The organism is Azospirillum formosense, from assembly GCF_013340925.1.
GTDB lineage: Bacteria > Pseudomonadota > Alphaproteobacteria > Azospirillales > Azospirillaceae > Azospirillum > Azospirillum formosense.
Map to the genome: position 1 here is coordinate 50900 of NZ_WHOR01000001.1, position 17187 is coordinate 68086.

The 17187-nt window shown below is 67.9% G+C and carries 15 protein-coding genes; 6 read left to right on the forward strand and 9 right to left on the reverse strand.

What is annotated here, in order from left to right:
* The first annotated feature begins 349 nt into the window (after positions 1-349).
* Entirely contained in the window at positions 350-2908 is a 2559-nt protein-coding gene (locus tag GBZ26_RS00260; RefSeq protein ID WP_246653888.1) for a hybrid sensor histidine kinase/response regulator, read from the forward strand.
* Between the two features lie 21 nt (positions 2909-2929).
* On the opposite strand, the gene GBZ26_RS00265 is transcribed toward GBZ26_RS00260, so the two are convergent.
* On the reverse strand, positions 2930-4723 hold the full coding sequence (locus GBZ26_RS00265) for an ABC transporter transmembrane domain-containing protein (RefSeq protein WP_174437070.1): 1794 nt from the start codon (positions 4721-4723) through the stop codon (positions 2930-2932).
* Positions 4724-4913: 190 nt separating this feature from the next.
* On the opposite strand from GBZ26_RS00265, the gene GBZ26_RS00270 reads away from it, so the two are divergent.
* Positions 4914-5930: a patatin-like phospholipase family protein gene (locus GBZ26_RS00270; RefSeq protein WP_174437071.1), complete on the forward strand. Its 1017-nt coding sequence runs from the start codon at positions 4914-4916 to the stop codon at positions 5928-5930.
* Between the two features lie 6 nt (positions 5931-5936).
* Here GBZ26_RS00270 and GBZ26_RS00275 read toward each other — a convergent pair whose 3' ends face one another.
* On the reverse strand, positions 5937-6251 hold the full coding sequence (locus tag GBZ26_RS00275; protein WP_174437072.1) for a hypothetical protein: 315 nt from the start codon (positions 6249-6251) through the stop codon (positions 5937-5939).
* Between the two features lie 180 nt (positions 6252-6431).
* Between GBZ26_RS00275 and GBZ26_RS00280 the strand changes: the two genes are divergently transcribed.
* Positions 6432-6962, forward strand: a complete 531-nt coding sequence (locus GBZ26_RS00280; RefSeq protein ID WP_174437073.1) for a GNAT family N-acetyltransferase — start codon at positions 6432-6434, stop codon at positions 6960-6962.
* 78 nt (positions 6963-7040) lie between these two features.
* Here the strand turns inward: GBZ26_RS00280 and GBZ26_RS00285 are convergent, their stop codons facing one another.
* Positions 7041-7220 (reverse strand): hypothetical protein, encoded by a 180-nt coding sequence (locus GBZ26_RS00285; RefSeq protein ID WP_014198692.1) that lies wholly within the window; start codon positions 7218-7220, stop codon positions 7041-7043.
* Positions 7221-7359: 139 nt separating this feature from the next.
* Positions 7360-8151 carry a porin gene (locus GBZ26_RS00290; protein ID WP_246653887.1) on the reverse strand — a complete coding sequence of 264 codons (792 nt, stop codon included), beginning with the start codon at positions 8149-8151 and terminating at the stop codon, positions 7360-7362.
* Between the two features lie 235 nt (positions 8152-8386).
* Here GBZ26_RS00290 and GBZ26_RS00295 point away from each other — a divergent pair, with 235 nt between their 5' ends.
* Positions 8387-10276: a potassium/proton antiporter gene (locus GBZ26_RS00295; protein WP_174437075.1), complete on the forward strand. Its 1890-nt coding sequence runs from the start codon at positions 8387-8389 to the stop codon at positions 10274-10276.
* Between the two features lie 27 nt (positions 10277-10303).
* Here GBZ26_RS00295 and GBZ26_RS00300 read toward each other — a convergent pair whose 3' ends face one another.
* Together GBZ26_RS00300 and rpoH are read right to left on the reverse strand one after the other, a co-directional pair.
* Positions 10304-12382, reverse strand: a complete 2079-nt coding sequence (locus GBZ26_RS00300; RefSeq protein WP_174437076.1) for a putative bifunctional diguanylate cyclase/phosphodiesterase — start codon at positions 12380-12382, stop codon at positions 10304-10306.
* 331 nt (positions 12383-12713) lie between these two features.
* Positions 12714-13589 carry an RNA polymerase sigma factor RpoH gene (gene rpoH / locus GBZ26_RS00305; protein ID WP_174437077.1) on the reverse strand — a complete coding sequence of 292 codons (876 nt, stop codon included), beginning with the start codon at positions 13587-13589 and terminating at the stop codon, positions 12714-12716.
* Between the two features lie 247 nt (positions 13590-13836).
* Between rpoH and GBZ26_RS00310 the strand changes: the two genes are divergently transcribed.
* Complete coding sequence (locus GBZ26_RS00310) at positions 13837-14211, forward strand: response regulator (protein ID WP_174437078.1); 375 nt, start codon at positions 13837-13839, stop codon at positions 14209-14211.
* A gap of 130 nt (positions 14212-14341) precedes the next feature.
* The gene (locus GBZ26_RS00315; protein ID WP_174437079.1) at positions 14342-15352 is read left to right on the forward strand and encodes a M23 family metallopeptidase; all 1011 of its coding nucleotides are present in this window, start codon (positions 14342-14344) and stop codon (positions 15350-15352) included.
* A 14-nt stretch (positions 15353-15366) separates the two neighbouring features.
* On the opposite strand, the gene GBZ26_RS00320 is transcribed toward GBZ26_RS00315, so the two are convergent.
* The 3 genes from GBZ26_RS00320 to GBZ26_RS00330 all read right to left on the reverse strand — a co-directional run bounded on the left by GBZ26_RS00320 (position 15367) and on the right by GBZ26_RS00330 (position 17167).
* The gene (locus GBZ26_RS00320) at positions 15367-15822 is read right to left on the reverse strand and encodes a hypothetical protein (protein ID WP_174437080.1); all 456 of its coding nucleotides are present in this window, start codon (positions 15820-15822) and stop codon (positions 15367-15369) included.
* A 192-nt stretch (positions 15823-16014) separates the two neighbouring features.
* Complete coding sequence (locus tag GBZ26_RS00325) at positions 16015-16503, reverse strand: YajQ family cyclic di-GMP-binding protein (RefSeq protein ID WP_035679074.1); 489 nt, start codon at positions 16501-16503, stop codon at positions 16015-16017.
* A 127-nt stretch (positions 16504-16630) separates the two neighbouring features.
* Entirely contained in the window at positions 16631-17167 is a 537-nt protein-coding gene (locus tag GBZ26_RS00330; RefSeq protein ID WP_174437081.1) for a hypothetical protein, read from the reverse strand.
* Positions 17168-17187 lie beyond the last annotated feature (20 nt).

Sequence of the window (17187 nt, forward strand, 5' to 3'; positions counted from 1 at the left end):
TCATTCATGAGCGAGCGGATGGAATACCAACCAATTATTGCGTGGTATGATACAGTCCGGTCCAGAGATGCCCGCAACCGGTTACCTCAGGGATGGTCAGCGAAATGCCTCGGTACGTTCGGACCGGATACGTTCCCCCGATCGGCTGCCCCGCCAAACCCGTGCTCCTTCCGCCGTTTCGAAGAGTGCAGGCGCACGCTCCGGCACGGCCTGGACGGGTACGGGCCGCCAACCGGATCGGCCGCTGTCGGTTGGCGTTCCGGCGCAAGCTTGTGTTCGCACTCCGGCCGGTTCGATGATCCACAACCTGGACACCCCGCGGCGTTCGCCCCGGCGCCTGACTTGGCACATGCAACCGCAACGGGTGCGGGGCTGGCTCATCCTTCTGGTCATGGCGGTTGCGGTTCCGCTGGTCCTCTTCTCGGTGTTCCTCCTGATCCGCAATGTCGACGCGCAGGCCCGGCAAACGGAACAGCTCGTCCTCGACCGGACGCGCCTGCTGGCTGAGGACGTGGAACGCGAGGTGAGCCGCCAGATCGCCGCCGCCGAGGTGCTGACCACATCGGAAAGTCTGACGAAGAATGATCTGGCCGCCTTCTACCGGCAAGCCGCCGGCGTGCGCGACCGGTTGGGCACCAACGTGGTTCTCCGCGACCCGCAAGGCCAGCAGTACGTCAACACCCGGATTCCCTGGGGCACCGACCTGCCGGACAACACCGTGCTTGAATCCGACCAGAGGGTGATCGACACGGGAAGGCCGCAGGTCACCGGCCTCTTCAAAGGCGACGTGAGCCAAGCACCAATTCTGGCGGTGACCGCCCCGGTGATCCGCGATGGACGCATTCGCTATCTGCTGAGCCTCAACATCCCCCAGGAACGGCTTCAGGCCATCGTGTCGCCGGAGCGCATTCCGGCGGGATGGCGGGCGGGGGTGATCGACCAGGACGGTGTCGTCATCGCACGCTCGCACTTGAGCGAGCAGTTCGTCGGCAAACGGCTTCCCGCCGCGCTGTGGACCGGCATGCAAACGGTGCCGGATGGAATCCACCACGCCGTCAACCTGGAAGACGTGGAAGCGATCCAGGCCTACAGCCGATCCCGGAATTTCGGCTGGGTGGTTGCGACGAGCGTCCCAACGACCCTGGTGGCGTCACCGGCGCGCCATGCCCTCCTCCTGTTCACCGGTGGCGGCCTTGTCCTTTTGTTGATCGGGATCGGAGCGGCGATTCTGCTCGGACGGCGCCTCACGCGCTCCGTCTCCCAACTGGCCGGAGCGGCGGAAGCCTTGGGCGCCGGGCACCCCGTTCCACCGCCCGGCGGTGGCGTGTCCGAGATCGAAGCGGTGGGCCGCGCCATCCGCAACGCCGCGGACCTCATCCGGCGACGCGAGGCGGCGCTCGCGGAAAGCGAGGCACGTCACCGGGCCATCGTGCAGACCGCGGTCGATGCCATGCTGGTCATCGACGAGACCGGCACGATCCAGAGCTTCAACCCGGCGGCGGAACGCATCTTCGGCTATGAGGCCGGCGAGGCGGTCGGCCGGAACATCCGCATCCTCATGCCGGAGCCCTACCACTCTGCCCATGACGGCTATCTGCAAGCCTATCGGCAGACCGGCGAGAAGCGGATCATCGGTGTCGGGCGCGAGGTCGAAGGACGGCACAAGGACGGCTCGATCTTCCCGATCGAACTGGCGGTTACCGAATGGACCGCCGGCGAGCGCCGCTACTTCACGGGCATCGTCCGCAACATCACCGAGCGCCGCCGCACCGAGAACGCCCTGCGCGCCTCCAAGGCCGAGGCCGACCGCGCCAACGTCGCAAAATCCAAGTTCCTCGCCGCCGCGAGCCACGACCTGCGGCAGCCGGTCCAGGCGATGATGCTGTTCCAATCGGCGCTGGCGGAGCGGCTGGATGGGCACCCCGCGGCCCCGGTTCTCGACTCCATGGGCCAGGCCATGGACGGGCTGCGCATGCTGCTCGACAGCCTGCTCGACGTGTCCAAGCTGGATGCCGGGCTGATCGTTCCGCAATTGCAGGATCTGGCGATCGGCCCGATCATCGAGCAATTGGGCGCCGAGTATCACCCCCAGGCGGAGGCCAAGGGGCTTCGACTGCGCGTGGTTCCCTGCGCCTTGATGGTCCGCAGCGATCCGGCGCTGCTGATGCGCATCCTGCGCAACCTCGTGGAAAACGCGCTGCGCTACACCGAACGCGGCGGTCTGCTGATCGGCTGCCGTCGCCGGGGGGACCGCCTGCGCATCGAGGTGATGGACTCCGGCATCGGCATCCCGTCCGACAAGCACGAGGAAATCTTCGAGGAGTTTTTCCAGGTCAGCAACCAGGAGCGGGACCGAAGCAAGGGGCTGGGGCTCGGTCTGGCGGTGGTGCGCCGCCTCGCCCGCCTGCTCGGCCACAAGGTTCATCTGCGCTCAAGGCTGGGAACCGGGTCCGCCTTCTGCGTCGACGTGCCGCTGATCGCCCGTCGCGCCACCCTCTCCGAACCGGTGGCAACCCGGCGGCTGACGAGCGATGGGCGGGGAATCATCCTGGTGATCGACGACGAACCGCTGATCCGCCTCGGGCTGCAGGCGATGCTGGAGGGCTGGGGCTATCGGGTGCTGACGGCAGGCTCCATCGAGGACGCGGTTCAGCACGTCGAAAGCGGGGAATGGCCGAGCGCAATCCTGGCCGATTATCGCCTGCGCGACGGGAAGACCGGCTTGGACGCCATCCGGGCGGTGTGCGAGCGGTTGAGGACCCCGGTGCCGGCGACGATCATCACCGGCGACACCGCACCGGAGCGGCTGGCGGAAGCCCGCGCGGGCGGCCACACCCTGCTTCACAAACCCATCGCCGCCCATGAGTTGCGCAACGCCGTGGTGGAGATGGTGCCCGCGGCGGACTGAGCCCGGTTCGGGTTCGCCGGCTCAGGGAGCCAGGAGCGCGGCCTCGCCGTCCTCGCCGAACTGAAGCTTGCACAGGCGGGCGTAGGTGCCGTTCTGCGCGATCAGGGCGTCGTGGGTGCCCTGCTCCAGGATGCGTCCGCCCTCCATCACGACGATCCGGTCGGCGTTGCGCACGGTGGCCAGCCGGTGGGCGATGACCAGCGTCGTACGGCCCTGGGTCAGCCGCTCCAGCGCACCCTGCACCAGCCGCTCGGACTCGCTGTCGAGCGCGCTCGTCGCCTCGTCCAGCAGCAGGATCGGCGCGTCCTTCAGGAAGGCGCGGGCGAGCGCGAGGCGCTGCCGCTCGCCGCCCGACAGCTTGACGCCGCGGTCGCCGATCACCGTGTCGTAGCCCTCCGGCAGCCGCGCGACGAAGTCGTGCGCGGCGGCGGCCTTCGCGGCGGCAACGATGTCGTCGAAGGGGGCGTCCAGCCGCCCGAAGGCGATGTTGGCGCGCACCGTGTCGTTGAACAGGACGGTGTCCTGGCTGACCAGCGAGATGACGCCGCGCAGACTCTTCAGCGTCACCGCCCGCACGTCCTGCCCGTCGATCAGCACCTGCCCGCCGGTCGCGTCGTAGAGCCGCGGGATCAGGTTGAACACCGTTGACTTGCCGGCGCCGCTGCGCCCGACCAGGGCCACCGTCGCCCCAGCCGGAACCTCCAGGTCGATGCCCTTGAGCGTCTCCGTCCCCTCCTCGTAGGCGAAGCGGACATCCCGCAGGCTGACGGCGGCGCGCTCCACCGCCAGGGGCTTGGCGCCCGGCTGCTCGGTGATGGTCGGCTTCTCGTCGATCAGTTCGAAGATGCGCTGCGCGGCGGCCAGACCTTCCTGGAGCACGGCGTTCAGCGTGCCGATGGCCCGCACCGGCTGCGCCGCCATCAGGAGCGCGCCGACGAAACCGGAAAAGGCGCCGACCGAGCCCTCGCCCATCGCCATGCGGTAGCCGGCGAAGGCGATCACCCCGGCCACCGCGGCGCCGCCCAGAACCTCCATCATCGGGTCGATGCGCGAGCGGGCGCAGGTCGCCTTCATGGTCAGGGCGAAGTTGTCCTCGAAGGCGCGGGCCGCGCGGGCGCGCTCATACTCCTCCAACGAGTAGGTCTTGACCATGCGGGCGCCGGCCAGGCTTTCCGTCAGCAGGGCGGTCATGTCGCCCATCTGCGCCTGGGTGTCGCGCGACACGCGGCGCAGCCGCTTGCCGATGTTCACGATGGGAATGGCGGCGATCGGGTAGATCAGGAAGACGATCAGCGACAGCACCCAGTCGAGATAGAACATCGACCCGACCAGAGCGATCACCGTCAGGATGTCGCGCACCAGCCCGGTCAGGGTCCGCGACAGGGCGTTGCGGATCAGGTCCACGTCGCTGATGAAGCGGGAGGTCAGGGTGCCGGTGGGGGCCGCGTGAAGCTGCGCGGTGTCGGACCGCAGCAGATGGTCGAACATCGACAGGCGCACGTCGGTGATGATCCGCTGCACGATGTCGGTGGTCACCACCGTCTGGGAATACATGGACAGCGCCTTGACCGCCGTGACCACGATGATCAGGAGCGGGATGACCAGCAGCATGCCGCGGTCCTGCTCGGAGAACATCGAATAGGCCTGATCGATCAGCAGCGGATAGGCGCCGGTCGCCGCCGCCACCACGGCCATCAGCAGGAAGGACAGCATCAGCTTGCCGGTGTAGGGGCGCACCCATTCCCGCAGCATACGGCCGACCAGCCGTTCCGTCGCCGCGTCGAGGCGCAGCCGTTCTCCGCTCTTCTTGCTCACGTGCACGTCTTCCTGTAGCGCAATCGCGATGGCTTAGCCGATGGCCCCGGTGCTTGTCCACCGGGCCTTACTTCACCGGACCTTGTCCGGCGGGCCTTGTCCACCGGGGCGGAACCGATCAAGCTCCCCTGACCGGGCGGATGGCACGATACCGACCGGAACGCGATCCACCCCGTGCAAAGGAGGCGCCATGGCGGCGGACGGCGGAAACGGACAGGGTCCCGGCAATCGCTACGGCCAGCACCACCATCGGCCGCGCATCGGTCTGGCTCTGGGCGCCGGGGTGGCCCGCGGCTGGGCGCACATCGGCGTCCTGCGGGCGCTGGCGCGCTACGGGATCGAGGCGGACATCGTCTGCGGCAGTTCGGTGGGGGCTCTGGTCGGCGGCCTCCACCTCGCCGGCAAGCTCGACGCGCTGGAGGAGTGGACGCGCAGCCTGACCCGGATGAAGATCGTCGGCTATCTGGACCTGCGGCTGCGCCAGGGCGGCGGGTTGATCGGCGGCGACCGGCTGGTCGCCGAGATGCGCCATCATCTGGGCGACATCCAGATCGAGGAGCTTCCCAGCCCCTTCGCCGCCATTGCCACCGATCTGGTCACCGGGCACGAGGTGTGGATGCGCAACGGCCCGCTGGTGGACGCGCTGCGCGCCTCCTTCTCCCTGCCCGGGGTCTTTCCGCCGGTGCGCTTCGAGGGGCGCTGGATGGTCGACGGCGCCTTGGTCAACCCGGTGCCGGTGTCGGCCTGCCGGGCCCTGGGCGCCCAGATGGTGATCGCGGTGAATCTGGCCGCCGACATCATCGGCAAATCGCGGCGCCCCGGCGCCGCCGTGCCGACCGCGGCGGGGTTCGATCTCCTCAAGCTGATCGATGAGGAACAAGGACCGGACGGCGAGTCCAAGCCACGCGCCGGCTTCCGCGTTCCCATCGGCGCGCTGAGCCGCCGCATCTTCCGGCGCGATTACGAGGGGCCGAGCCTGTTCGGCGTCATGGTCTCCTCACTCGGCATCGTCACGGACCGCATCGCGCGGTCCCGTCTGGCGGGCGAGCCGCCGGACGTGCACATCACGCCGCGATTGGGTCACATCGGTCTGTCGGAGTTCGACCGCGCGGACGACTGCATCCGCGAAGGGGAAGCGGCGGTCGAGCGCGTCCTCCCCGACCTTCAAGACGCGTTGAGGGTATTTGGTTACGCCCCGCCGGTCTGAGCGGCATCAGGCGGTCAAGTCGACCGCCGCGCCGCGCCGCTCCTTCTCGCCGGACAACTGACGCTTCAGTTCCTCGGCGATCTGCTTCTCGACCGCGGCGCGCTTCTCCGCCGGCATGGACGCGAGGGAATCCTCGTCCAGCTTCATGCGGGCGAGAATCTGGTCCCGGATGCGTTGGGCCGGCGACTTCCGCGCCTCCTTGAGGAAGGCGTCGGCGGCACTGACGCCGCTTGCTTCCTTCTCCGGTTCGGTCTTTTCGTTCGGCGCCGTGAACTTGGCGACGACGCGGGAGACGTTGCTGATATAGTTGGAGATTTGCATGACGGTTTCTCATGACCGATGGGCTGGAGATCCGACAAGCAAGTTTTGTGCAACCTTAAATATGCTTGGCAATCAACCGCATAAATGGGAAGTCTGACGGCGTGGATGTGCCGGGCGGCAAAAATGACCGGCTCATGATCTGCCGGCTTCCGGTTCCGGCCCCTTCCGCAGTGACGACGCATGGACCCCATCACCACCGACCGCCTGATCCTGAGGCCCTTCCGCGAGGGGGACGCGCCCGACCTGCTTGCCTATCTGCGTCATCCCCGGGCAAGCTGCTTCCTCTCGCTCAAGCTGGACGACCTCGACGCGGCCGCCGCGGAGGTGGAAACGCGCAGCCGAAGCGACGAGCACATCGCCGTGTGCCTGCGAAGCACCGGACGGGTGATCGGCGACCTGTTCCAGGTGCCCGAGCCGCCGGACACCCACACCGTCGGCTGGAATTTCAACGCGGAATTTGCCGGGGCCGGATACGCGGCGGAGGCCGCGCGCGCCCTCTTCGACCATCTGTTCACGGTGAAGCAGGCCCGCCGCCTCTATGCCTATGTCGAGGAGACCAACGTCGCGTCGCAGCGCCTGTGCGAAAGGCTCGGCATGAGAAAGGAAGGGCTGTTCGTGGAGTTCATATCCTTCGAAACGGACAGCGCCGGGAATCCCATTTTCGAGAACACGATGCAGTACGCCATCCTGCGCAAGGAATGGCGCGCCTGAAAAAGCGAAAGCGCGCCGCGCCCGATCGGCGCGACGCGCTTGTCGTCCTTGGCAACGGAACGTGTCCGTCGCGTCCGGTCAGCGATCCAGCGCCGTACCCAGCGCGGCGCCGCCCAGGCCACCGATGATCGCGCCACGCTTGCCGTCCACCGCGTAGCCGCCAGCGGCGCCAGCCGTGCCGCCAACCACGCCGCCGGTCGAACAGGCCGCGAGCGTCAACAGCGCAATGGCGGTCCCGATCAGGCGCAAACGAGACATGTCCAAACCCTCCTTGTGGTGCTTCTCGCCCCTATAAACAGGCGAGAAGGCGATTTGCTTCCACGACACCGCGATTCCGTCGGGAATCCACCCTTGGATAAGGACGAAAGAGGGATATCAGGCCCGTTCGGGCACCGTTTCAGAACAGAACACGAGTGCCGACGCGCAGCATCGTGCTGTCGGACGGGTCTCCGCCGTAGGTCATGGTGCCCAGATCGGCGGTGACGCTGACCTTCGGCGACATGCGAAAGCGCAGGCCCGTGGACCAGGCCTCCTGCGGGGCCTCGGCGCCGACCTGCGTGTGGGCCAGCCGCCCCATGACCGTCCAGCCCCGCACCGCCGTGCCCTGCTCCAGATAAAGGCCGGCGTTGAGCGTCCGCCGCGCCGCGCCGTCATCCGGCAACTGCTCGCGATAGCCGGCGCCGACCGTCACGCCGGGTAGGGTCACCTGCCCGCCGACCACCCAGGACCGGCGGGGCGTGCCGCGGTCCTTGGCGACGGCGGCCTTGCCCGCCCCCGCGGTGATGCGCAGCCGGGCCTTGCCCAGCCGCCCGTCATGCCGGACCACGCCTTCCACCACATGACGGGCGAGCGGATCGGCCGCCCCCAGTTCGGTGCGGACAGGGGTATAGCCGAGGCCGATGTTGAAGCCATGCAGGCCCGGCGAATAGTAGGTCGCCCGCGCGTCCGGGCCGCCGAAGGCGCCGTCGTTCATGAAGACCGGGTCGGAGAACCATTGGTCACGCACCGGCGTGGTCGCCACCATCCGGCGCGACGCGCTTTCCGTCTGGCCGACCTCCAGGGCACCCCAGCCGCCGAGGTCGATCGCCTTCTTGTCGAACCGGATCGGCGTGGCGCCGCCGCCCGCCGCCGTGCGGTCCAGATCGGGCAAGGCCCCCGCCGTCGCGGTGGCGGATGACAGGACAAGCATCAGGAGCGCGAGGGGTGGTGCCGGAATACGCCGTATACGAAACATGAAATGCCCCTCGCCCGTTGCATTAACCCGGAAGGATTGTAGCCCGCCGCAATGCTGCATTGCGGGAGACATTTCTGTATTATTTTAGGAACATTGGGAAATTTTGGCCGCTGCGTTGCACTCGCGCCCAAGAATTGCCAAAATCGGATGACCGCAAAGGCGGCATCACTCCCATCCCGGCGCGAGGACTATGGAGACGGCGAGCACCATCATCCTGATCGGGTCGTCGCTGCTGATCGTCAGCATCCTGACCAGCTATCTGGCTCTGCGGATCGGCACTCCCTTGCTGCTGATCTTTCTCGGGGTCGGGCTGTTCGCCGGGGTCGACGGCGTCGGAGGCATCAGCTTCAACGACGCGGACAGCGCCTTTCTGATCGGCTCCATCGCGCTCGCCGTGATCCTCTTCGAAAGTGGCCTGGACACCAAGCTGTCGAGCTACCGCGCCGCCGCTTGGCCGGCGCTCAGCCTCGCCACCTTCGGGGTCGCCATCACCTCCGGGGTCGTCGGCGTCGCCGCGCATTTTCTTCTGGGCCTGCCCTGGATTGAATCCTTCCTGGTCGGCGCGGCGGTCAGTTCCACCGACGCCGCAGCGGTGTTCTTCCTGCTGCGGGTCGGCGGCATCACCATCCGCGACCGCGTGCGCTCGACGCTGGAGATCGAGTCCGGCAGCAACGACCCGACCGCCATCCTGCTGACCGCCATGCTGGTGGAGGCGGCGCTGCACGGCTGGGGGACGCCGCTGGAACTGGCCGGCTTCCTGGTCAAGCAGATCGCCGGCGGGGCGCTCCTCGGCGTGCTGGGCGGGGCCGGGCTGGCCGCCTTCATCAACAAGGCCCGCCTTGACCCCGGCCTGAACCCGGTGGTCACGCTGGCCTTCGCCCTGTTCCTGTTCGCCGGCACGAACGAGCTGGGGGGCAGCGGCTTCCTGGCCGTCTACGCCGCCGGTCTTGTGGCGGGCAACGTGAAGCTGCGCGGGGCGCTGGGCCTGCGGCAGTTCCACTCGGGCCTGACCTGGCTCAGCCAGATCGTGATGTTCGTCATGCTCGGCCTGTTCGCCACCCCGCACGACTTCGGGGCGATCGCCCTGCCCGCCCTGGCCCTGGCCGTCCTGCTGATCCTGCTGGCGCGCCCGCTGGCGGTGTGGCTGTGCCTGCTGCCCTTCCGCTTCTCGGCCAACGAGAAAACCTTCATGGCCTGGGTCGGGCTGCGCGGCGCGGTGTCGATGCTGCTGGCGCTGGTGCCGATCCTCGGCCAGTTGCCGGGCGGTCAAGTGATCTTCAACACGGCCTTCCTGGTGGTGATCGTGTCGCTGGCGGTGCAGGGCTGGACCATCGGCCCGATGGCGCGCTGGCTGAAGCTGATCGTTCCGCCACGGCGCGGCCCGGTCGAACGGTTCGAGCTGGAACTGCCCGGCGAGGCCGACCAGGAGATGGTCGCCTACACCGTCCACCCGAAGAGCCCCGCCGCCCGCGGCCAGCGCACGCCGCGCTTCGCCCGCCCCTCCCTGGTCATCCGCGATGGGCGCGTGGTGCCGCTGCACAAGGCGCGGACGCTCCAGGCCGGGGACATGGTCTATCTGTTCACCCCGCCCAGCCAGTTGCCGCTGATCGACAAGCTGTTTGCGGAGAGCCGGCCGCTGGATCAGGACGACCGCGCCTTCTACGGCGATCTGGCGCTGAACCCCGACGCGACGGTCGAGCAGATCGCCGAGATGTACGGCCTGCCCCTGTCGCTGGCCAACGCCCAACGCTCCCTGCGCGACCTGCTGCGCAACGAGTTCGGCGGCGGTTGCGAATTGGGCGACCGGATGCGCATGGGCGGCGTGGAGCTGATCGTCCGCGATATGCAGGACGGACAGATCACCTCGGTCGGCCTCGCGCTGGAGCCATCAGCGATGGACAAGCCCCGCGTGCCGCTGTTCCAGGGCCCGGAGCGGCTCTGGCAGACGATCCTGTCCTGGTGGTCGAAACGCTCCTTCCGCCGCTGGCAGCGCCGGGAAATCCGCCGCGAGCGCCTGCCCACCCGCGCCATCGAGACGCCCGCCTTGGCCGGAAAGGAACCGGAACGGCTGGAGGGGTGACCCCCGTCCGGCCCTCCCGCCGGACGCTCAGGCCATCGCGGGCTGCTGGGCGCGGATCATCGCGGCGAAGGCGTCGGGGGCGACGGGGCGGCCGAACAGATAGCCCTGGAGCAGGTCGCAGCCGACGGACACCAGGAAATCCCGCTGCTCCTCCGTCTCGACTCCTTCGGCCACCGTAACGAGACCGAGGCCGTGCGCCATGCCGACCGCGGCGCGGACCAGCGCCCCGTTCTTCAGGTTGTCCGGAATGTCCGTCATGAAGGCGCGGTCGATTTTCAGCTTCGACACCGGAAGCTGCTGCACATAGCTGAGCGACGAATATCCCGACCCGAAATCGTCGATGGCCACCTGCACATCGATGGCCTCCAACTCCGTCAGGGTCTGTACGGCGGCCTTCAGATCGCGCACCGCCGCCTGCTCGGTGATCTCCAGCCCCAACCGCCCGCGCAGCTCCGGATGGAGTCCCAGCAGCTCCTCGAGACGGGCGCTGAGATTGCCGCGCAGGAACTGCGGGCCGGAGATGTTGATGAAGATCTGGTTGGGCAGGGTGCCCGCCGGGGCCCACACCGCCATCTGCTCGACGACGGCGTTCAGCACCCAGTCGGTGATGGGAACGATCAGGCCGCTTTCCTCGGCGACCGGTATGAACTCGCCGGGGGAGACCGGCCCCAGCGTGTGCTGGTTCCAGCGCAGCAGCGCCTCCGCCCCCACGATCCGGCCGGAGCGGGCCTCAACGATGGGCTGGTAGGCCATGTGCAGTTCGTTCCGCTCGATGGCGTGTGCGAGATGCATGGTCAGGAACATGCGCCGGGTCGCCGCTGCGGCCATCTCCGGCGTGTAGAAGCACACGGCGTTGCCGCCGTTGTGCTGGGCGGCCTGAAGCGCCAGCTTGGCCTTGGCGTTCAACTCCTCCAGCGTGCGGATGTCGGCGTCCTGCACCGCGGCGCCGATGGACAGGCGCAGCCGCACCCAATGGCGATCGGCGTAGATTGAGGCGGTCAGCCGGTCGTGCAGCAGATCGGCCAGGGTCTCCGCCTGCTCCGCGCTTTCCACGCGGGACAGTGCGGCGAACTCGTCGGCGGCGATGCGGCAGACGTAGGTCTGCTGCGGCAGCACCTCCGTCACCCGGCTGACCATCGCCTTCAGCGCGGCGTCGCCGACATGGAAGCCGAACGCTTCGTTGATGTCGCTGAACTGGTCCACATCGAGCGCGTAGAGCGCGAACAGGCCCCCCTCCTGGCCGGGAAAGGGCGTGGCCAACACGGCCTCGCACTCTTCCAGGAAGGCTGTGCGGGTCAGAACGCCGGTCAGCGGGTCGTGCCGGGCGAGATAGGTCGCCTTCTGCTCCGCCGCCAGCCGCTCCGAGATGTCGCGGATGATGCCGACGAACACGACATCACGCGCCAAGCGAGCTTGACCGACGCTGAGGTGGATCGGGAACACCGCACCGTCCTTGCGCCGTCCCAGCGCGTCGCGCCCGATGCCGATGATCTTGGCGCGCTCCGTCTCCAGGTAGCTGCCGATGTACTTGTCGTGATCGCGGGAGAAGGGCGGCGGCATCAGCACGGACACGTTCCGGCCGATCAACTCCTCCTCGTCATAGCCGAACAGATCGCGGCAGGACCGGTTGACCGTGCGGATGATGCCGTGGCGGTCAGCCACGACCACCCCGTCCACCGCCGCGTCGAGCAGCGTCGTCACGAAGGGGTCGCGGCGCAGGACGAAATCGGCGATGCGGGCCGGGTCGGTCACGTCCTGGAACAGCCCGAGAAAACCATTTCCCCCATCGCCGGTGCGGTGCGGCAGGACGCAGCCGGTCAGGACGCCACGCCCGCCGTCCGCGCGCTCGATCTCGCAATCCACCGGAGCGGCGTCCCCGGTCTGTCTGGAGCGGTCCAACGCCTGCGCGATGGCGCGCGCCAGAGGATGGTCGAATTCGGCAAGGCACCGCCCCACCAGGGCTTCGGGCGACGTCCGCAAAACGGCGGCGAAGGCCGGATTGGCGAACAGGCAACACCGCCCGGCGTCGGCGTAGACCAACGCGAAGGACGCCTGGTGCATCAGGCTTTCGGCCAGCGACGCCAGAAACGCCGATGTCGTCGGCATTGCCGGTACGGACGGGCTGTCAGGCCCCTGATGCTCTGCCGGAGACACGTTGACCAAAACCGTACCCGTTCACCAAGGCGACCCCGAGGCTCGATACCCAGGGGTGCACAGAAACCGAGTTGTCATTATGACGGCTTGCGAAGCATTTTCCAACAAATTGCGGCGAAATCACAACATCCGCTGCATCCATCACCTTCCGTACCACAACCCTGGGCAGGAGAACGCCACCTCACATCACCCGAAGGGACGGAGTCGGCAACCGAATCCAATCCCGCAGGATATACGCCTTTCGATATACACCAAGAAAGAGAGGGAGGCAACAAGCCTCCCTTTACGCCGCTGCGGCGAGTTCCCGCACCCGCAGTGACAGCTTCTGGAAGGCGCGCTCCTCGATCTGGCGGATGCGCTCGCGGCTGACGCCGTAGACGGCGGCCAGATCCTCCAGCGTCTTGGGCGACGGGCTGAGGCGGCGGGCGGTCAGGATGTCGCGCTCGCGGTCCTTCAGCACCGCCATCGCGTCGCGCAGCAGGGCGCTGCGGTGCATCGCCTCGTCGCGCTCCAGCAGGCTGTCCTCGGCGTTCGGGCGCTCGTCGGGCAGGAAGTCCTGCATCTCCGCAGTCCCTTCCCCGGCGGAGAGCGGCGCGTTGAGCGAGGCGATCGGCTGGACGAAACGGCGGTTCACCGCCACCACGTCGCTCTCCGGCACGTCGAGTTCCTGGGCGATCCGGGACACGCTTTCGGGCTTCAGGTCGCCGTTGCCGAATTCGCCCAGCTTGCGCTTCAGGCGGGACAGGCCGAAGAAGAGCTTCTTCTGCGCGCCGGTGGTGCCCAGCTTCACGAGGCTCCAGGAGCGCAGGATGTATTCCTGGATGGACGCCTTGATCCACCACATCGCGTAGGTGGACAGGCGGAAGCCGCGGTCCGGCTCGAACTTGCGGACGGCGGTCATCAGGCCGATGTTGCCCTCGCCGACCAGATCGGTCATCGGCAGCCCATAGCCGCGGAAGCCGGTGGCGATCTTGACGACCAGACGCAGATGGCTGGTCACCAGCTTGCGGGCCGCCTCCATGTCGCCATGCTGGCGCCACGCGGTGGCCAACACATACTCCTCCTCCGCGCCCAGAACGGGGAAGCGGTGGACCTGCTCGATGTAACGGGACAGCGACTCGCCGGGAAAAGGCGTGGTCAGCGTCAATGCGGTGCTCATGTCACATCCTCTTGAAAGCGATATGACCCAATCCGCCGATCCCCGTTGATGGGCAACCGGCGCCCTCTCTGTGAAGGCACCATCAGTTTACGCGGACGGAACGCCAAGTCAACGCCGTGTGGCCGCGCGTGGCGGGTGCGTTGACCTGCATGCATGGCGGCCCTGCCCATAAACGGAGCGTAAACCAGCCGGACCTTATTCAAGTCGACAAGACCCCGAGCACCGATTCAGGAGAGGGCAGACTCCGATGGCCGACATCCTCGTCGTCGATGACGATCCGGTATCCCTCAGCATCGTCAGCAGGATTTTGGAGAAGGAAGGCAACACCGTGACCGGCTGCGCCGATGCGCGGGCGGCCATCGAATCATTGACCTTCCATGAGTTTGACCTGCTGGTCACCGACCTCATCATGCCGGAGCATGACGGGTTCGAGGTCATCCAGGTGGCCAGGAACCTTCGTCCGGACCTGCGGATCATCGTCCTGTCCGGAATCGACGAGCGGGTGCCGCCGGAACTGACCATGCAGGCCCTGACCAAGCTGGGTGTCGCCCGGATGGTCCGCAAGCCGATCAAGCCCGCGGTCCTGGCCTCCGAAGTGCTGGCGGTGCTGATCGGCGGCTGATGGGGCTTGGCTGAAGGACCCGAGCTGGAGGACCTTAGCCGGCCGGCGTATGGCTTCCTTGCGGTTGCATCGGGGCAGGGCTTGCCTCACCCTGCCCTCGAAGACCCGCCGTTCTTCCTTGGGAAGCCGTATGATCCGCACCGCTGTCGCCACTCTCCTGTCCGCAAGCTTGCTCACGGGCGCGCTGGCCTTCTCCGCACCCGCGGCGGCGGAGGCGCCGGCCTTCGGGTTGCCGGTCGAGTGCCGGGTCGGGGAAACCTGCTTCATCCAGAATTACGTCGATGAAGACGCCGGCCCCGGCTGGCGAGACCATGCCTGCGGGCGGCTGAGCTACGACGGCCATGACGGCACGGATTTCCGCCTGCCCGACTACACGGCCATGGACAAGGGCGTCGCCGTGCTCGCCGCCGCCGCGGGCACCGTCCTGCGGGTGCGCGACGGCATGGAGGATGTGAACGTCAACGTCATCGGGCGCGACGCGGTGATGAAGGTCGGAGGCGGCAACGCCGTCGTCATCGACCATGGCGACGGCTGGCAGACCGCCTACCTGCACATGAAGCGCGGCAGCGTCGCGGTCACCCCCGGCCAGCGGGTGGAGGCCGGGCAACGGCTGGGCGAGGTCGGGCTATCGGGGCTGACCGAGTTCCCCCATCTGCATTTCGGCGTGCGCCACAAAGGCGTGGTCGTCGATCCCTTCGTCGGCCAACAGCCCTTCACCGCCTGCGGCCAGACCATGACGCCGCTGTGGAACTCCGCCACGGCCAAGGCGCTGGCCTACCGCCCGACCGCCGGCCTCAGCGCCGGCTTCGCCACCAGCCGTGTTCCGGAGGCCGAGCCGGCCCGCCACGGCGAATTCGCCGGGGAGGCGCTGACACCGGATTCGCCCTTGCTGGTGCTGTGGTCGGACATCATGGGCGTCCGCGACGGCGACACCCAGCGAGTCCGCATCCTCGACGGCGATGGCAGGACCCTGTTCGACAACAGCAAGGGCATCACCGGCGACAAGGCCGCATGGTTCGCCTATCAGGGGCTGAAAAGGCCGGTGTCGGGATGGCCCAAGGGACCCTACAAGGGCATCGTGACGCTGACCCGCGACGGCAAGACGGTGGTCACGCTGGAGCGCCAGCTGGACGTTCGCTGACCCCCGCCGTCCCGTCACTGGGCGGAGCCTGCCTTCATGCGGTCGGGGACGCCCTGGGTCAGCAGCGTGGTCAGCCAGCGGAAGTTCGGCGCGCTTTCGGCCTGGAGCGCGCTCTGCACCACCTGCATGGCCTCCTCGGCGTTGGCAGCCCGCATGTCGGGCGTGTGGCCGTCGGCGGCCTGACCGCCCGATGCCTCGTCCGCTCCGCTCTGCGCGAAGACGCTGACGGCGCCGACACCCAGCCGGTGGGCGATCGCGGAACTTCCCGTCACCGGACCCGCCGCGGAGGACGCCATCAGGCCCGACGCGCCATCCTCGCCGCCGACGCCATTCAACTGTTCCAGCATCGCGGCGAATTGGCCGGCGAGTTCCCCGGCCTGCCGGGGCGCACCCGTGCCTTTGCGCTCCAGAAGCTCTTCAGCCCGGATGCGCATCAACTGGGAAGCGTCGGCGTTGGCCGGTATCGACATGGCGCGTGGACCCTGCGGCGTTCGGCTGCCGGATCAGGGCAAGCAAGGGACGGGCCAACGTCGGGAAAGGCGGAGGCCCGGGTGGCAGGCATTCCTCGCCGCCCGCACACCCGGCAAAAATTTCCGCCCCGCCCGGCAAGAATGACCGGCCGTCCGGCAAAAACCGACCCAGCGGCGCGCCCTTGCCGGCCCTCAGTCCCGGAAGTTCAGATACTGCAGGGGCTGCTCGATCTTCAGCCCGCGCACCAGCGCGATGGCGTCCTGGAGGTCATCGCGCTTCTTGCCGGTGACGCGCAGCTCGTCGCCCTGGATGGAGACCTGGACCTTCATCTTGGCGTCCTTGATCGCCTTGACGATGGTCTTGCCGAGGTCCTGGGCGATGCCCTGCTTGACCGTGACGACCTGGCGCAGCGCATCGCCCGCCGCCCGCTCCGGCGGCTTGGAATAGTCCAGGGCGCCGGCGTCCAGCTTCCGCCGGGTGACATAGACCCGCAGCAGCTCCTGCATCTGCTCCAGCTTGGGGGCGTCGTCGGCCAGCAGGGTGATGTCGTTCTCGGTGCGCTCCACGGTGCAGCGCGAGCCCTTGAAGTCGAAACGGGTCTCGATCTCGCGGCGCATGCCGTTCAGCGCGTTGTCGATTTCGTGGATGTCGGTCTTGGACACGATGTCGAAGGACGGCATGGGACTCTCTTTGCTCGGGCGGACGGAATCGCGGAACCGTAGACGAGGCCACACCCCGCCTTCAAGAGGCGCGCAAGGGGGCTGTGACGGAAAGCGGCCTGCAAGCGCCATCAGCGCGTCGAGATTCTCAGGTTGGCTGGCCGGGGTGCCGGAACTCGATCCCCGGATTGCCGCCCGGCCCACCATTGCCCGGCGCGTTCTCATAGGGCTTGTCCGGCATCTTCGGCTGCGGCTGCGCGTAGAAGCGTGGTTCCCGGTCGTCCCAGGACCGCTCGAAGGGCAGCCGCATCATCGGGTTCGTGCCGTTGCGCTGGGCCTCGCGCTGGGCCTCCTGCAACTGCTCCGCCATGCGGCGGTCCCAGGGCAGGCGGTAAAGATTGGGCGCCTGCTCCCAGAGCAGGGTGAGGTAGATCGCTTCGTTCTCCACCAGCGTGGCGCTCAGCACCTTGGCCTCGCGCACGTTGGCCCCCATCCATTCCAGAGTGACCGGCTTCGCCCGCCCCAGCAGCGCCGCCGGAGCCGCGTAGGCCGCCGGAAGCAGCAGGGCGAACAGCAGCAGGATCACCACGCGGGCCATCGGGCTGCGCGTCCAGCGCAAAGCCGACAGGACGAGCAGCAGGGTGACGACGGCGACGAAGCCGAAAATGACGGTCAGGCTTTCCATGGCGCACTCTCGATCCGACG

Bases quoted from the DNA above. Each gene is read 5' to 3' on its own strand.
- GBZ26_RS00260 (WP_246653888.1), top strand. From the start codon at position 350: ATGCAACCGCAACGGGTGCGGGGCTGGCTCATCCTTCTGGTCATGGCG.
- GBZ26_RS00270 (WP_174437071.1), top strand. From the start codon at position 4,914: ATGGCGGCGGACGGCGGAAACGGACAGGGTCCCGGCAATCGCTACGGC.
- GBZ26_RS00275 (WP_174437072.1), bottom strand. From the start codon at position 6,251: ATGCAAATCTCCAACTATATCAGCAACGTCTCCCGCGTCGTCGCCAAG.
- GBZ26_RS00280 (WP_174437073.1), top strand. From the start codon at position 6,432: ATGGACCCCATCACCACCGACCGCCTGATCCTGAGGCCCTTCCGCGAG.
- GBZ26_RS00285 (WP_014198692.1), bottom strand. From the start codon at position 7,220: ATGTCTCGTTTGCGCCTGATCGGGACCGCCATTGCGCTGTTGACGCTC.
- GBZ26_RS00290 (WP_246653887.1), bottom strand. From the start codon at position 8,151: ATGCTTGTCCTGTCATCCGCCACCGCGACGGCGGGGGCCTTGCCCGAT.
- GBZ26_RS00295 (WP_174437075.1), top strand. From the start codon at position 8,387: ATGGAGACGGCGAGCACCATCATCCTGATCGGGTCGTCGCTGCTGATC.
- GBZ26_RS00300 (WP_174437076.1), bottom strand. From the start codon at position 12,382: ATGCCGACGACATCGGCGTTTCTGGCGTCGCTGGCCGAAAGCCTGATG.
- rpoH (WP_174437077.1), bottom strand. From the start codon at position 13,589: ATGAGCACCGCATTGACGCTGACCACGCCTTTTCCCGGCGAGTCGCTG.
- GBZ26_RS00310 (WP_174437078.1), top strand. From the start codon at position 13,837: ATGGCCGACATCCTCGTCGTCGATGACGATCCGGTATCCCTCAGCATC.
- GBZ26_RS00315 (WP_174437079.1), top strand. From the start codon at position 14,342: ATGATCCGCACCGCTGTCGCCACTCTCCTGTCCGCAAGCTTGCTCACG.
- GBZ26_RS00320 (WP_174437080.1), bottom strand. From the start codon at position 15,822: ATGTCGATACCGGCCAACGCCGACGCTTCCCAGTTGATGCGCATCCGG.
- GBZ26_RS00325 (WP_035679074.1), bottom strand. From the start codon at position 16,503: ATGCCGTCCTTCGACATCGTGTCCAAGACCGACATCCACGAAATCGAC.
- GBZ26_RS00330 (WP_174437081.1), bottom strand. From the start codon at position 17,167: ATGGAAAGCCTGACCGTCATTTTCGGCTTCGTCGCCGTCGTCACCCTG.